13 protein-coding genes and 2 tRNA genes are annotated in these 15,104 nt (G+C 67.6%); 6 read left to right on the forward strand and 9 right to left on the reverse strand.

The features are described 5' to 3' along the window. Positions 1-930, forward strand: a 930-nt coding sequence (locus tag Q0654_RS05650) for an FtsK/SpoIIIE domain-containing protein (RefSeq protein WP_298851399.1), incomplete at its 5' end; no start/stop codon positions are given. A 90-nt stretch (positions 931-1,020) separates the two neighbouring features. Next, positions 1,021-1,668: an outer membrane lipoprotein carrier protein LolA gene (locus tag Q0654_RS05655; protein ID WP_298851401.1), complete on the forward strand. Its 648-nt coding sequence runs from the start codon at positions 1,021-1,023 to the stop codon at positions 1,666-1,668. A gap of 214 nt (positions 1,669-1,882) precedes the next feature. On the opposite strand, the gene Q0654_RS05660 is transcribed toward Q0654_RS05655, so the two are convergent. Further along, positions 1,883-3,040 (reverse strand): isovaleryl-CoA dehydrogenase, encoded by a 1,158-nt coding sequence (locus tag Q0654_RS05660; protein WP_298851403.1) that lies wholly within the window; start codon positions 3,038-3,040, stop codon positions 1,883-1,885. Between the two features lie 129 nt (positions 3,041-3,169). Beyond that, positions 3,170-4,273, reverse strand: a complete 1,104-nt coding sequence (locus Q0654_RS05665) for a Glu/Leu/Phe/Val dehydrogenase dimerization domain-containing protein (protein ID WP_298851404.1) — start codon at positions 4,271-4,273, stop codon at positions 3,170-3,172. 258 nt (positions 4,274-4,531) lie between these two features. On the opposite strand from Q0654_RS05665, the gene Q0654_RS05670 reads away from it, so the two are divergent. Further along, positions 4,532-5,119 (forward strand): hypothetical protein, encoded by a 588-nt coding sequence (locus Q0654_RS05670; protein ID WP_298851406.1) that lies wholly within the window; start codon positions 4,532-4,534, stop codon positions 5,117-5,119. 39 nt (positions 5,120-5,158) lie between these two features. Here the strand turns inward: Q0654_RS05670 and Q0654_RS05675 are convergent, their stop codons facing one another. Next, positions 5,159-5,443, reverse strand: coding sequence for a polyhydroxyalkanoic acid system family protein (locus Q0654_RS05675; RefSeq protein ID WP_298851409.1), 285 nt, complete (start codon positions 5,441-5,443; stop codon positions 5,159-5,161). 174 nt (positions 5,444-5,617) lie between these two features. On the opposite strand from Q0654_RS05675, the gene Q0654_RS05680 reads away from it, so the two are divergent. Then, on the forward strand, positions 5,618-6,457 hold the full coding sequence (locus tag Q0654_RS05680) for an FHA domain-containing protein (RefSeq protein ID WP_298851411.1): 840 nt from the start codon (positions 5,618-5,620) through the stop codon (positions 6,455-6,457). A 25-nt stretch (positions 6,458-6,482) separates the two neighbouring features. On the opposite strand, the gene Q0654_RS05685 is transcribed toward Q0654_RS05680, so the two are convergent. The 4 genes from Q0654_RS05685 to Q0654_RS05700 form a co-directional block, all read right to left on the reverse strand. Continuing rightward, positions 6,483-7,403: a DMT family transporter gene (locus Q0654_RS05685; protein ID WP_298851413.1), complete on the reverse strand. Its 921-nt coding sequence runs from the start codon at positions 7,401-7,403 to the stop codon at positions 6,483-6,485. Continuing rightward, on the reverse strand, positions 7,400-8,446 hold the full coding sequence (gene murB / locus Q0654_RS05690; RefSeq protein WP_298851415.1) for a UDP-N-acetylmuramate dehydrogenase: 1,047 nt from the start codon (positions 8,444-8,446) through the stop codon (positions 7,400-7,402). The genes Q0654_RS05685 and murB overlap by 4 nt, the downstream gene beginning before the upstream one ends. Then, positions 8,443-9,489 carry a quinone-dependent dihydroorotate dehydrogenase gene (locus Q0654_RS05695; RefSeq protein ID WP_298851417.1) on the reverse strand — a complete coding sequence of 349 codons (1,047 nt, stop codon included), beginning with the start codon at positions 9,487-9,489 and terminating at the stop codon, positions 8,443-8,445. The genes murB and Q0654_RS05695 overlap by 4 nt, the downstream gene beginning before the upstream one ends. A 192-nt stretch (positions 9,490-9,681) precedes the next feature. After that, entirely contained in the window at positions 9,682-11,214 is a 1,533-nt protein-coding gene (locus Q0654_RS05700; protein ID WP_298851419.1) for an aldehyde dehydrogenase family protein, read from the reverse strand. Between the two features lie 140 nt (positions 11,215-11,354). On the opposite strand from Q0654_RS05700, the gene Q0654_RS05705 reads away from it, so the two are divergent. Beyond that, a tRNA-Arg gene (locus Q0654_RS05705) sits at positions 11,355-11,431 on the forward strand. A 90-nt stretch (positions 11,432-11,521) separates the two neighbouring features. On the opposite strand, the gene Q0654_RS05710 is transcribed toward Q0654_RS05705, so the two are convergent. Together Q0654_RS05710 and rnd are read right to left on the reverse strand one after the other, a co-directional pair. Then, positions 11,522-11,597 (reverse strand) — tRNA-Ala (locus Q0654_RS05710). Between the two features lie 78 nt (positions 11,598-11,675). Next, on the reverse strand, positions 11,676-12,776 hold the full coding sequence (rnd, locus tag Q0654_RS05715) for a ribonuclease D (RefSeq protein ID WP_298851421.1): 1,101 nt from the start codon (positions 12,774-12,776) through the stop codon (positions 11,676-11,678). Between the two features lie 191 nt (positions 12,777-12,967). Here rnd and Q0654_RS05720 point away from each other — a divergent pair, with 191 nt between their 5' ends. After that, positions 12,968-14,845 carry a formylglycine-generating enzyme family protein gene (locus Q0654_RS05720; RefSeq protein ID WP_298851423.1) on the forward strand — a complete coding sequence of 626 codons (1,878 nt, stop codon included), beginning with the start codon at positions 12,968-12,970 and terminating at the stop codon, positions 14,843-14,845. The last annotated feature ends 259 nt before the right edge of the window (positions 14,846-15,104 follow it).

Consider the following 15,104-nt stretch of genomic DNA (forward strand, 5'->3'; position numbering starts at 1 on the left):
TACGAGGGCATCCCGCACCTGCTGGCGCCGGTGGTCACCGACATGAAGGAGGCCGCCAACGGCCTGCGCTGGTGCGTCGCCGAGATGGAGCGCCGCTACAAGCTGATGGCTGCGGTCGGCGTGCGCAACCTCGCCGGTTTCAACAAGAAGGTGCGCGATGCCATCGACGCCGGCCAGCCGCTGATGGACCCGCTGTTCAAGCCGAACCCGGAGCTCGGCGAGGCGCCGCGCGCACTGGAGACCTTGCCCTACCTCGTCGTGATCATCGACGAGTTCGCCGACATGATGATGATCGTCGGCAAGAAGGTGGAAGAACTCATCGCGCGTCTCGCGCAGAAGGCGCGTGCGGCCGGCATCCACCTGATCCTCGCCACCCAGCGTCCGTCCGTCGACGTGATCACCGGCCTGATCAAGGCCAACATCCCGACCCGCATCGCATTCCAGGTCAGCTCCAAGATCGACTCGCGCACCATCCTCGACCAGTCCGGCGCCGAGACCCTGCTGGGCCACGGCGACATGCTCTACCTGCCGCCGGGCACGGCGATGCCGGACCGCGTGCACGGCGCCTTCGTCAGCGACGAGGAAGTGCATCGCGTGGTCGAGCACCTGCGGCAGATCAGCGGCGGCCCCGACTACCTCGAGGGCGTGCTCGACGAAGTGCAGACCCTGGGTGATGGCGTGGTGGTCGGCGCCACGGGCTTGCCGGAGGAATTCAAGTCCGGTGACCCCGAGGCCGACGCGCTCTACGACCAGGCGGTGCAGGTGGTCATGGAAACCCGCCGGGCCTCGATCTCCGGCGTGCAGCGCCGGCTGAAGATCGGCTACAACCGCGCGGCGCGCCTGATCGAGGCCATGGAAGCCGCCGGCATCGTCAGCCCGCCCGAGCACAATGGCGACCGCACCGTGCTTGTGCCGCCGCGCGGCGACTGAAGTTCCTCGACGCCTTTTCGCCTGTCAGGCATCGATTAAGCGCGCGCGGTCCAGACTCCGCGCGCCTTCCACCGAAACGGATCCGCGCCCATGCGCTTCATCGCTGCCTGCGTTCTCAGCCTCGCCTCGCTGCCCCTGCTCGCTGCGGACGCCGAGACCGTCATCGAGGGTTTCACCGCCAACCTCAGCGGCCTGCAGGGGCGCTTCGAGCAGCAGGTGCTGGACCAGAACGGCACCCTCAAGGAGCAGACCAGCGGCAGCATCGCGCTGGCCGTGCCGCGCCAGCTGCGCTGGGAGTACGAGACCCCGTTTCCGCAGCTGATCGTCGCCGATGGCGAGCACCTCTTCATCTACGACCCGGACCTGGAGCAGGTGACGGTGCGCCGGCAGATCGAGGACGAACAGCAGAGCCCGCTGCTGGCGCTGATCGACCCTGAAGAGCGGCAGCGGCAGTTCAACTCGAAGAGTGCCGGCCGGCGCGACGGGCTGGAGTGGATCGAGCTGGAATCCAAGCTGGAGGACGCACAGATCCGCACCGCGCTGCTCGGCATCGACGGACAGACCCTGGCGCGCATGGAGTTCATCGATTCGCTGGGTCAGCGCACGCGCATCAGCTTCAGCGAGTGGCAGCGCAATCCTCGATTCGAGGTGGGCTTCTTCCGCTTCCAGGTGCCGGCAAATGCCGACGTCGTGGGCGATTACACGCCCTCTGCAGAAGTGCTGCCGCTGGGGGAGTGAGGCGCGGCAACCAGGCGCGGCCATTCGGTGCCGCGCTTCGGTCAGTGACTGGGGCGAGCGTTCAGCTCCGGTGGGCCAGGGCCCACCCTATGCAGTCGTCAGCTTGACGCTGCAGATGCTCTGCGAATCTGCGAAGCGGTAAAGCGGGATCAGCGATCAGGCCTCACGCTCAAGCCGACGAATCCCGAATCCCGAATCTCGATTCCCGGCCTTTTCAGAACCGCCCCTCGAACAGCTCTCGTCCGATCAGCATGCGGCGGATCTCGTTGGTGCCGGCGCCGATCTCGTAGAGCTTGGCGTCGCGCAGCAGGCGGCCGGTGGGGTAGTCGTTGATGTAGCCGTTGCCGCCCAGGGTCTGGATGGCTTCCAGCGTCACCCTCACCGCTGACTCCGACGAATGCAGCAGGCAGCTCGCGGCATCGACGCGCGAGCGCACGCCGCGGTCGTACTCGCGCGCCACCGAGTAGGCGAAGGCGCGCGAGGACTGCAGTGCCGTGTACATGTCGGCGATCTTGGCCTGCATGATGCCGAAGCGGCCGATCGGCGAATCGAACTGGCGGCGCTCGCGCACGTAGGGCAGCACGATGTCCATCGCCGCCTGCATCAGGCCGATCGGCCCACCGGACAGCACCAGGCGTTCGCTGTTCAGGCCGGACATCAGCACCTTGACGCCGAGATGCACCTCGCCCAGCACGTTGGCGGCCGGGATTTCGCAGTTGTCGAACACCAGCTCGCAGGTGTTGCTCCCGCGCATGCCGAGCTTGTCGAGCTTTTGCGCGGTGCTGAATCCCTTCATGCCTTTCTCGACCAGGAAGGCGGTCATGCAGCGCGAACCTTCCGACTTGTCGGCGGTGCGCATGTAGACGATCAGCACATCGGCGTCGGGGCCGTTGGTGATCCACATCTTGTTGCCGTTGGCGATCCAGGTGTCGCCGTGCAGCTCCGCGCGGCAGGCCATCGAGCCGACCACGTCCGAGCCCGCCCCGGGCTCGCTCATCGCCAGCGCGCCGACGAACTCGCCGCTGCACAGCTTGGGCAGGAAGCGCTCGCGCTGCTCGGGGGTGCCGTGGTTGTAGAGGTTCTGCACGCAGAGGTTGCTGTGCGCGCCGTAGGACAGTCCAACGGAACCCGAGGCGCGGGAGATCTCCTCCATGGCCACCAGGTGTGCGAGATAGCCCATCTCAGAGCCGCCGTATTCGCCCGGCAGGGTGATGCCGAGCAGACCCATCTCGCCCAGCTTGCGCCACAGGTCCATCGGGAACGCGTTGTCGCGGTCGATGGCCTCGGCGCGCGGGGCGATCTCGGCGGCGGCAAAACGGGCCACGGCCTCGCGCAGGCTGTCGATGTCTTCGCCGAGTTCAAAGGCTCGCATGGGCTGGCTCCGGTGATGTTGCGTGCGGGCGCCAGCGTGCGCTCGCACAGGGTGGACGAGAAGCGGGCAGGACACTGACGCGACGAGCATGCCGCAGCGGGCATGCGCATCGCGTCAGCGCTCGGCGGATCAGCCGTTGCGCATGCGGCCCAGGAAGCGCGGTGCCGAGTTGCCCATGTGCGGCAGCTTGACCTTGCCGATGGCGACGATGCGCTCTTCGGCCATGCGGTCGGCGGCCTTGTAGGTCGGGATGTTGTCGCGGGCGCTGATCTCGAAGATGCGGCCGAGGTTGTAGTAGATCGTCCGCATCATGCGCATGGCGCGCTCGCGGTTGTAGCCGTCGATCTCCAGCGAGACGTTCATCAGGCCGCCGGCGTTGACCGCGTAGTCCGGCGCGTACAGCACGCCGCGGCGGTGCAGCTCGTCGCCGATCGCATCGGTGGCCAGCTGGTTGTTGGCCGCACCGCAGATGATGCCGGCCTTGATGCGGTCGATGGTCTTCTCGTTGAGGGTGCCGCCCAGCGCCGTCGGCGAGAACACGTCGGCCGGCACGTCATAGATTTCATCGAGGCCCACGGCCTCGCAGCCGAACTCCTCGACCGCGCGCGCCACCGCCTTCTGGTTGATGTCGGTGACATAGACCTTGGCGCCGCGCTCGCGCAGCAGCTTGACGAACTCCATGCCGACGTGACCGACGCCCTGCACGGCGTAGCTCAGCTTGCCGACTTCCTCATGGCCATGCTTGACGTTCATCGCGGCCATCAGCCCCTGCAGGGTGCCGTAGGCGGTGAAGGGCGAGGGGTCACCCGAGCCGCCGTGGACCTGGTGTACGCCGGTGACGAACTCGGTCTCCTTGAGCACGTACTCCATGTCGTTGACGTCGATGCCGACGTCCTCGGCGGTGATGTAGCGACCGTTCAGCGAATTGACGAAGCGACCGAAGGCGCGGAATAGGGCCTCGGACTTGTCCTTGTTGGGGTCGCCCCAGATCACCGCCTTGCCGCCGCCCAGGTTCAGGCCCGACACCGCGGCCTTGTAGGTCATGCCGCGCGACAGGCGCAGCACGTCGTTCAGCGCTTCCTCGTCGCTCGCGTAGTTCCACATGCGGGTGCCACCCAGCGCCGGGCCCAGCACGGTGTTGTGGATGGCGATGATGGCCTTCAGGCCGGCATCGGCGTTGTGGCAGAACACGACCTGCTCATGGCCGGTGCGCGACAGGGTTTCGAAGATCATTGCAGACTCCGGTGGGGCGGGGGCAGCCCGTTGCGTGGAAACGCCCGGATGCGCAATCGAACCCGGGAAGCCGCGCATTCTAGCCCGGAGAATCGTCGGCCACACCCTGCGCTGCAGCGAAGTATTGTGCGCGCACGAATGTCGGGTTTGGCCGCGCTTCTCCGTACTCTTGCGTACCTGCGGACACAGCTCTCGAATCGAGCCGGGTCCCGGGCCACGTCCGAGCCCCGCCACCGTGCGCAACCACTGGAGCCGCCCATGCATCGCACCCTGACGCTTCTCTGCAGTTTCGCTGTCCTCTGCCTCGGCGCCGACGCCGCCCGCGCCGACGCGCGCGACGAGGTCATTGCCGCCTGGGAGAACACCATGGCCCGCGGCAGCTACCGGATGCAGATGAGCACCGAAAGCCGCGGCCGTACCCAGAGCCAGGAGATCGACGTGCAGCTGCCGTCGAGCTTCCACATGCGCTCGCCGGAGACCGAGATGGTCATGCTGCCGCAGGGCACCTGGATGCGCGTCAACGGCAGCTGGATGCGGATGCCGGTCAACGTCTCGCAGATGGCCGAGGCCTACAGCGCGGATGCGATCGAGCAGGGCAAGCAGAGCCTGCAGCAGGTCGAGCGGGTGGGCGAGGGCGTGGTCGAGGGCTGTGATGCAGTGACCTACCGCTACACCAGCAGCGGCAAGTTCATGGGCATTCGCAACGACAGTACGACCGAGATGGCGGTCTGCAAGGGCAGCGGTCTGCCGCGCCTGCTGACATCCACCAGCGGCGGCCGCCGCGCCGACACGGTGAGGATCGTCTACGACTTCGAGGCCGCGATCGACATCCGCCCGCCGGGCTAGCAGGCTGTTTTCAAACAGCCTGCTGGCTGAAGCTTCCGCTCATTCCTCCGGGCTGAGCTCGCGATCGATGTAACGATGGATCTCGGCCTCGATGGGGCCGCGCAGCGCCGACAGCAGGAAGCCCAGCTGCACGGCGATGTCCACCTTGCCGCGACCGAGCGCGATATTGCCGTTCACGCCCATGCGCTCGAAGTGCAGGGTGTTGCCCTCCCATGCGTACTCGACCGCGAACTTCTCGGCGAGCTTCTCGGCCACGTGCTCGATTGCCACGCGGGCGTCCTTCATCGAGCGGGTGTGTCGGCGTGAGATCTGGATACTCGGCATGGGCGGGGGCACTCTCGCAGCGTGGCAGGGCAGGGACGATCCGCGGGCAGCCGTCCCACGGTCGCGATGGGACGCGGACCGGCGGGTTTCGCAGCTCGCAGCGTGCTTCGACCTTCGTCCCGCGCAGCCTGACAGGCTGCTAGATGAAGGCCGAAGCACGCGTTAGGATGCCGCATGCGCTTCACATTTCCCAACGGCGAGCATCCCGGTCTGGAGCTGACTCGCGGCAGCGTGAGCATCGGCTCCGAGCCTGACGACAGTGTCTGCTTGCCGGCTGCGGGTTTGAAGCCCGCACACGCCCGCATCGATCTGCAGCCGGAGCGCCGCCTCTGTGCGCTGCGGCTGGCGCCGGGTGCCCTGGCCTATGTCAACGCACGTCCCGTGCGCAGCCTTGCCCTGCTGAGACCGGGTGACGTGCTGACCTTGAACCGCGTGCGCGTGCAGGTGCAGGGCGCCCTGTCGACCGCGGCGCTGCCGCCGCTGCACGATGCTGGCGCGGCAGCGCGCCCCGGCGGTCCGAAGGTCGTCCTGCGCGGGGTGTCCGGGCCACAGTTCGGACGCAGCTTCGGCTTCGCGCCCAGCCTCAGCCTCGGCCGCAGCGAAGGTGCCGATATCGGAATCGACGAGGACGGCGTGGCCCCCATCCATTTGCGCCTGCACTGGTACGGCGACCGTTGCCTGGTGCTCGCAGAGTCGATGGCATCCGACGCGCCCGCGTTCGAGCTCAACGGCCATCCGCTGGCCGCCGGCTGGATGCTGCCTGGCGATCAATTGCGGGTCGGCAGCGCGCGCTTCGTACTTGAGGCGCCGGGACTGCGGCCGGGGCGGCGCGACGATCCACATACGCCGGTCAAGCCAATGCGCGCGATGGAGGTCAATCAGGCCGCCGCTTCCGCCGCCGCGGCAGCGGCCTTGGCGGAGCCGCCGCGCAGCTTCAACTTCGGATGGCTGATCCTGGCGGCCGCCGGCATCGCTGCTGCCTTGATCGCTCTGTTCCTGTACGCGCCCCACTGACGGACCCTGACGCGTCACGCCGCGCTCAGCGCGGCGCGGGCGGCTCCCGCGCGATCTCGGGGTCGGTCACCGCGCGTCGTGCCAGCTGCGCCTCGCGGTGGGCGATGTAGGCATTGGCGAAGAAGATGATGGCGGCGCCGGCGACGATCCACGCGTCGAGGTACTCCTCGAACAGCAGGTAGCCGGCAGCGGCGACGATCGGCACCTGCAGGAAGCTGATCGGCGTCAGCATCGAGGCCTCGCCAAGCTTCAGCGCACGCGCCCAGCACATGTGGCCGGCCGTACCGAAGAAGCCGGCCAGCACGATCCACAGCCAGGTGACGCCCTGCGGGTTCTCCCACACCCACAGGGCCGGCAGCAGCGACATCGGCACCCACAGCAGGGTCGTGTAGAGCACGATCGCGTCCGGTTTCTCGGTGCGCGAAAGGAACTTGATGCTGATCGCCACCGCTGCGCTCAGCGCCGCCGCCAGCAGGGCCACCAGCACGCCCGGGCTGAACTCCGCCCCCGGCCGCAGGATCAGGATCACGCCGACGAAGCCCAGCGCGACCGCGGTCCAACGTCGCGCACGCACGACTTCGCCAAGCACCAGCACCGCACCGATGGTCACGAACAGCGGCGTCGAATAGGACAGAGACACCGCCTGCGCCAGCGGCAGGTTCACGATCGCCCAGAAGCCGCAGAGCATCGAGACGATGCCGATGGCCGAGCGGAACACGTACAGAGGCAGCTTGGAGGTCTTGAGCAGTCCGCTGCCGTGGCGCAGCAGCAAGGGCAGGGCGAAGACCAGGCCGAACAGGTTGCGGAAGAAGGCGATCTCGAAGGGATGCAGCTGCGCGGACGCAAGCCGGATCACCACGGCCATGCAGCCGAACAGGCAGGCGCTGGCCAGCATCAGCAGCACCGCCCGCCAGACCTGGGCTGCAGCTTCGGAGCCTGCGCTCATACCTGAGACCGGAAATCGGCGCCGAGGACGATCGGCTCCGGCTCCAGTCGAACCCCGAAGCGCGCTTCGACCCCGGCGGCCACTTCGCGCGCCAGTGCCAGCAGTTCCTGCCCGCTGGCCTCGCCGTGGTTGACCAGCACCAGGGCATGCTGCGCCGAGATGCCCGCATCGCCGCGACGGTAGCCCTTGAAACCAGCGCGCTCGATCAACCAGGCCGCCGACAGTTTGGACAGGCCGGCTCGACTGCCGGGGAACAGGGGCAGATCGGCGAACTCGCCGCGCAGCGCCTCGGCGCGTGTCCACGCGACCTCGGGGTTCTTGAAGAAGCTGCCGGCATTGCCGAGCACGGCCGGATCCGGCAGCTTGCGGCGGCGGATGCCGCGCACCGCCTCGGCAACGTCCTCCGGGGTGAGTGCGACTGGCTCACCAAGGGCCTCGCGCAAGCCCGCGTAGTCAAGTCGCGGGCGGGCGACAGACCGCAGATGCAGGCCAAGGCGCAGGATCACCCAACGGCCCGGCTCCTGCTTGAAGCGGCTGTCGCGATAGGCGAGCGCCAGGCGCTCCGCGCCCATGCGCTGGACGCAGCCGTCGTGCAGGTCGAGCGCGTCGACCCAGGCCAGCGAGTCCTTGAGCTCGACGCCATAGGCGCCAATGTTCTGCACCGGCGCCGCGCCGGCCGCGCCGGGAATCAATGCAAGGTTCTCGATACCCCAGAGGCGGTGTTCGCAGGCGAATCGGACCACCGCGTCCCAAGGCTCGGCTGCGGCCACTTCCACTTCGCTCAGCTCATGATTGAGGGCGTTCACCGACATGCCGCGCAGCTGCGGCTGGATCACCGGCACCTCGAGATCGGCGACGATCAACAGGTTGCTGCCGCCGCCAAGGATCAGCGGTACCTCGCCGCGATCGCGACAGTCGGCGGCGGCAGCCTTCAGCTCGGCTTCGCTGCTGGCGCGGCAGAAGCGCCGCGCCAGCGCCTTCACGCCGAAGGTATTCAGAGACTGCAGCGGCACATCCGACTGCCAGAGGACGCCTGAGCTCATCTCGACAGGCCGCGCACCGGCTGCTCGCGGCGGCGACGGATGGCTTCCACGCACTGCCGGATCAGGATCGGGCCGCGGTACACGAAGCCGGTATACAGCTGCACGAGGTTCGCGCCTGCGGTGATCTTGCCAACGGCGTCGGCGCCGGTGTGGATGCCACCAACGCCGATCAGCGGGATCGAGGCGGGCAGGTGCGAGCGCAGATGGCGCAGCACCCAGGTGGAGCGACCATAGAGCGGCCGGCCGGACAGGCCGCCCGCCTCGTTCGCCAGCGGATGGCCTTCCACGGGCAGGCGATCGACCGTGGTGTTGGTGGCGATCACGCCGTCTACCCGCGCCGCGGCCAGGATCAGGCCCATGCGCTCGATCTGCTCATCGCTGAGATCGGGGGCGACCTTGATCAGGATCGGCGTATGTCGGCGATGCTTGGCCGCCAGCCGCTCCTGCGCCTCACGCAGCTGGCTCAGGAGGCGATGCAGTTCATCGGCCCCCTGCAGGTCGCGCAGGCCGGCGGTATTGGGTGAGGAGATGTTCACCGTGACATAGCTGGCCGCCGGATAGACGCGCTCCAGGCAGTACAGGTAGTCGTCGAAGGCACGCTCGTTGGGCGTGTCCTTGTTCTTGCCGATATTGATGCCGAGCACGCCGCGGAAGCGGCTGCGCTCGACGTTCGCCAGCAGCGCGTTGACGCCGGCGTTGTTGAAGCCCATTCGGTTGATCACCGCCGCATGCGAGCGCAGCCGGAACATCCGCGGTTTGGGGTTGCCTTCCTGCGGACGCGGCGTGGTCGTGCCGATCTCGATGAAGCCGAAGCCCAGTGCGCCGAGAGCGTCGATGTGGCTGCCGTTCTTGTCGAGCCCCGCGGCAAGGCCGACCGGATTCGGGAACTCGATGTCCCACAGCTTGACCGGCATTGGCTTGGAGCGCTGCGCAACCAGCGGATTGAGACCCATCCGGTACATGGCCGACAGCCCCGACAGGGCGAGGTCATGGGCGCGTTCGGCGTCCATCATCATCAGCAGGGGGCGGGCAAAGCTGTACATGGGGAGGCTGGATCCTGGATCGGTAAACGGGGCGACCGCCGTGACCCGGAGCCCGCAAGGCCACCGGTGTCGCGCCTGCTGCCATCCCCATTGAAGCGGAAAACAGAGCCCGGATCCCTCGCTGCCGTGTACTCCCCAATACCCGGCGCCAAGAGGGCGGCATGGTCGACTACGACCGCGCCGCCAAGCTCACTAGATGTCGAAGCGAATGCCCTGTGCCAGAGGTAGGGCGTCCGAATAATTGATCGTGTTGGTCTGCCGGCGCATGTACACCTTCCAGGCGTCTGAGCCGGATTCGCGACCGCCGCCGGTCTCCTTCTCGCCGCCGAAGGCACCGCCGATCTCGGCACCCGAAGTGCCGATATTGACGTTGGCGATGCCGCAGTCCGAGCCGGCCGCCGACAGGAACTGCTCGGCTGCCTTCAGGTTCTGGGTGAAGATCGAGGACGACAGACCCTGCGGCACGCCGTTCTGCATCTCGATGGCCTCGTCCAGGGTCTTGAACTTCATGACGTAGAGAATCGGCGCAAAGGTCTCGTGCTGCACGACCTCGTCGCTGTTCTTCAGCCCGGTGATGATGGTCGGCAGCACGAAGTTGCCAGGGCGATCGATCGCGGTACCACCGGTTTCGACCTTGCCGCCGTTGGCCTTGGCCTTCTCGATCGCCGCCAGGAACTGCTGCACGGCGCCGCGGCTGTTCAGCGGGCCCATCAGGTTGGCCGGGTCGGTGGGGTCGCCGATCTTGCCCTCGACCTGCTTGTAGGCCTTCACAAGCGTCGCCAGCACGGAGTCGTAGATCGATTCGTGCACCAGCAGGCGGCGGGTGGTGGTGCAGCGCTGCCCGGCGGTACCGACCGCACCGAACACGATGCCGGGCACGGCCAGCTTCAGGTCGGCCGTTTCGTCGAGGATGATGGCGTTGTTGCCGCCCAGCTCCAGCAGGCTGCGGCCCATGCGGCGCGCCACGCGCTCGCCGACGGTGCGGCCGACTTCGGTCGAACCCGTGAAGCTGATCAGCGGAATGCGGCGGTCGTCAACGAAGCGCTGGGCCAGTTCGATGCCCGCGTCGTTGATCAGGAAGAAGATGTCCGGGAACCCGGCTTCGCGCAGGGCCTCATTGCAGATCTTCATCGAGGCGATCGCGGTCAACGGCGTCTTGTTGGACGGCTTCCAGATGCAGATGTCGCCGCAGATCGCCGCGAGGAACGAGTTCCAAGCCCAGACCGCCACCGGGAAGTTGAAGGCGCTGATGATGCCGACCAGGCCGAGCGGATGGTACTGCTCGTACATTCGGTGGCCCGGGCGCTCGGAGTGCATGGTATAGCCGTAGAGCATGCGGCTCTGGCCGACCGCGAAGTCGGCGATGTCGATCATTTCCTGGACCTCGCCATCGCCCTCGGGCTTGCTCTTGCCCATCTCCAGCGCGACCAGCGAGCCCAGCGCGTCCTTGTGGCGGCGCAGCGCCTCACCGCACAGGCGAACGGCTTCGCCGCGACGCGGGGCAGGGGTGGTGCGCCAGACCTTGAAGGCGGCCTGCGCGCGCGCGATCACGGTTTCGTAGTCGGCCTCGCTGCTCGCATGCACTTCAGCGATCAGTTCGTTGGTGGTCGGATTGATCGACTGCAGCACACCGGCGTCGGTAGTGGTCGACCATTCGCCATTGCCAAGATAGGTGCCGGAATTGACGGCGGACAGGCCAAGGGCCTGCAGCAGCTGGGAGCTCATGCGGAATACCTGCGAGGAAGCGAGAGAGTGTCTGCAGCCCGAGCGGGCGCGACTGAGTTGACAGTTTACTACAGGCCCCACCGGTCGCCCTTGCCGAGGTCGCCGCGAGGTGACGCGGCATGGCAGAATCCGCGGCCCAAGCCCCCGTAGCTCAGCTGGATAGAGCGTCCCCCTCCTAAGGGGAAGGTCGTGCGTTCGAATCGCGCCGGGGGCGCCAGGATGGGCACGGTGCCGTGCCGGACCCGGGGAAACAAACCGGGAAAACAAAAAAGGCCACCGCGAACGGTGGCCTTTTTTGTTTCTGTTCTGGTGGAGCGGAGGAGGATCGAACTCCCGACCTCTGCATTGCGAACGCAGCGCTCTCCCAGCTGAGCTACCGCCCCACGAGCGCCGCATGATAGACGCTGCCCCGACGGCTGCCAAGAGGCCCGGCCAACGCTTCCGAGGCGACACCAGTTCGCTCAGCCAGCCGCGGCGGCGCGCCGCGACTCCGGCAGCAGCGGCACCAGCTTCGACTCCAGCAGACCGCGACGCCAGCCGGACAGATGACTTGACCAACGCCCCTCACGGAGGAGGGTTTCGAGATGCTTGCGCGAGGCCAGTACCGACTCATGGATGCCAAGCGCAGCGGCAATCGATGTCACCGCCTGCTGCAGGCGTCGCAGCTGATCTCGCTCCTGCGGATCCGGCAACTCGGCCAGCGGGATGTCCAATTCTTCTGCGCTCGGCTCGGCGTTGACCAGTTCGAACAGCTCATCGCGGCGCTTGCGCGGGGACTTGGGATTGCGGTCCAGCAGCTGTTCGAAAGCGCCACGGTCCAGTGGGGCTCGCTGAGCCAGATCAAGCGCGAGACCCGGATCGAGCACCCAGCTGCGAGGACGGTTGCCGGCACGCGCCTGTCCGTCGCGCCAGCGCAGCAGTCGACGCAATCGGGCCTGCTGGCCGCGCGGAAGCCCCTGTGCCGGGCGCACGGCGAGATGCGGATGCGGATCATCGGCGCCTACGGCCTGCTCGATCGCGCGCTGGCAGTCCTCGTCCAACCATGTGCGGCGGCCCAGCGCTTCGAGCCGGCGAGCCAGTTCCGCATGCGGTTCCAGCAGATAGCGCACATCATCGGCGGCGTAGTGCAGCTGGGCTTCGCTCAGGGGACGGCGCAGCCAGTCGGAGCGGGTTTCGCCCTTCTCGAGCGGGACGCCGCACAGCTCGGCGACGAGCTTCTGGTAGCTCATCGAGGGATCGAGGCCCACCAGGCCTGCAGCCACCTGGGTGTCGAACAGCGGCGCCGGCAGCACGCCATAGGCGTGGTGCAGGGCCTGCAGGTCTTCGCTGGCGCTGTGCATGACCTTGAGGCAGGACGCCTGCAGCAGCGCGACCATCGCCGGCAGCCGGCCCAGCCGCGGGGCATCCAGCAGCAGGACGTCTCCGGGGCGCCCGAGCTGGACCAGTGCCAGCTCCGGGTAAAAGGTCTTCTCGCGCATGAACTCGGTGTCCATCGCCACCGGCCCGGCCTCATGCCAGTCCTGCAGGCAGCTCGCATCCGCGGGGCTGTCGATCCACTTCATTCGCTCGGATTCCGGCACAAAGAAGCCGCAACGATAGCCGCTTTGCCCGCATCCTTTGAACTCCATCACGCTCATCCGGGGCGCGGGGCCCGCAAGATCGCGGGTCGGCCGTATCAGAACGGCGTGAAGCCGGGGCCGATGACGCGCCCCGCCGATCCAACAATCCCGCACAGGGGCGGGGAGGAGGAAGAGTGTCGAAGGGTTTCATCTCCAAGGGCGGCGGCATGGCCGCGCTCGTGCTGTTGCTGGGGGGGTGCGGCGGTGCAGAGCCGCAGGGGCAGCAGCCCGCCGTGGCTGAGTCTGCGCAGTCCAGCGCTGCAGCCACCGAAGCCGAGCCTGATTCGACCGATGGCGAGGCCGGCAGCGGCATGCGCCGCCGCCTGATGGACGCCACCGTGGCCCAGGAGTGGACGCCCGAGTACGCGCCGCTGCCCAACTTCAACGTTGCGGAGACGCTGGCCAATGCGGATCGCGCACTCGCGGCGGGTCGGCTGGACCAGGGCGAGGACAGCGCCTTGGCACTGTTCACGGCCGTGCTGCAGAACGAACCCGACAACGCCGAGGGCAGGGCAGGCATCGACCGCGTCGTTACCGCCCTGTTGGAACGCGGCGAGCAGGCTTTCGCGCAGGCGCGCTTCAACGAGGCCGTGCGTATCGCTGGCGTGGTCGGGCCCTTGCGCCCGGACAATCCGGGCCTGGCATCCTTGCGTGCCAAGCTGGAGTCAGGCCGCGAAGTGGCGACCCTGCTCGCGGAAGCGCAGCGGCTGGAACAGGCAGGGCAGCTGGTGGCGCCGGAAGGCGACAACGCGTCCGAGATCTACCGGCAGATCCTGCGGGGCGATCCGAACAACTCGGGCGCCCAGGAAGGACTGGCCCGAGTGGAACGCTTGCTGGTCGAGCGCGCTGCCACGGCGGCGGAATCCGGCAACTTCTCGGACTCCGAACGCATGCTCGCGGACGCCGGACGCGTCGCCCCGGGCTCCGAAGCCGTCCAGGATGCCAGTGCTCGGGTGGTCGAGCTGCGCGAGCAGCGCGCCCGCGAACTGCTGCAGCAGGGCAATGCAGCACTTGAGGCCGGCAATCTCGACGAGGCGCAGCGGTTGTTGGGCGAACTGGACCCCGAATCGGCAGGCAGTGATGGCGCCGAACAGCTGCGAGTCGCCATCGAGAACGCCCGCAGCTACGCCTCGCTCAGGCCCGGCCAAAGCATCAGCGATCCGCTCGCGGGCGGCGGCACCGCACCCGAGCTGGTGGTGATTCCCGTCGGCAGCTTCCAGATGGGCTCCCCGGAGAACGAGCCCGACCGCAAGGGCAATGAGGGGCCGCGGTTCCAGGTTCGCATCCAGCGGGGCTTCGCGCTCGCGCGCTCGGAAGTCACGGTCGGCCAGTTCCGCGCGTTTGTGAACGCCACCGGCTACACGCCCAGCTCGGTGCAGAACGGCAGTTCGACGATCTACGATGAGCGCAGCGGCAGCATGACCGCGCGCAGCGGGGTGACCTGGCAGAGCGACCACAATGGCCGCAGCGCGGCCGCCGAGATGCCGGTCATCCACGTCTCCTGGGTCGACGCCAAAGCCTATGCGGACTGGCTTTCGCAGCAGACCGGAAAGACCTATCGCCTGCCCTCGGAAGCCGAGTTCGAGTATGTGCTCCGTGCCGGCACGCAGACCCGCTACCCCTGGGGCGAGGGCAACCCGACGCGCCTGGTTGGCAACCTCACCGGCGATGGCGATCGCAGCGACACCCGTCGCAACTGGGTCAACGCGTTCCCCGACTACTCGGACGGCTACTGGGGCCCAGCGCCGATCCGCAGCTACGAAGCCAACCGCTTCGGCATCCACGACATCAACGGCAACGTCTCCGAGTGGGTGGAGGACTGCTGGCACGACAACTTCCAGCGTGCGCCCACTGACGGCTCGGCCTGGGTCAACGCGGGCTGCAACCGCCGGGTGATCCGCGGCGGCTCCTGGGCCAGCTCGCCGGACCAGGCGCGCTCGGCCTTCCGCTTGACCGCCTCGCCGACCACGACCAATGCGCGCCTGGGCTTCCGCGTGGCTCGCGATCTCTGAGGGAACCTGCAGGATGTGCCAAGGCAACACTGATCAAGTCCATCCTGGCCTTGATCAGTCGTCGCGAGTCCGGCACAGGTCCTGACTCGCTTTGGCTGGATCAAGCACTGACGTGCTCGCTCCGCAGGCGCGCCCTCCATGGCGCGCGACAACGCTGAATTCTTCAGCGTTGCCCTAAGCAAAGGGCCACCCTCGGGCGGCCCTTTGCTTGGCAGCGATTCGCAGCGCAGGACAGCGACGCTGTGTGCTGGACGAAAAC

Origin of the sequence: uncultured Aquimonas sp., from assembly GCF_937888285.1 — a bacterium.
In the GTDB taxonomy this organism is placed as follows: Bacteria; Pseudomonadota; Gammaproteobacteria; order Xanthomonadales; family Xanthomonadaceae; genus Aquimonas.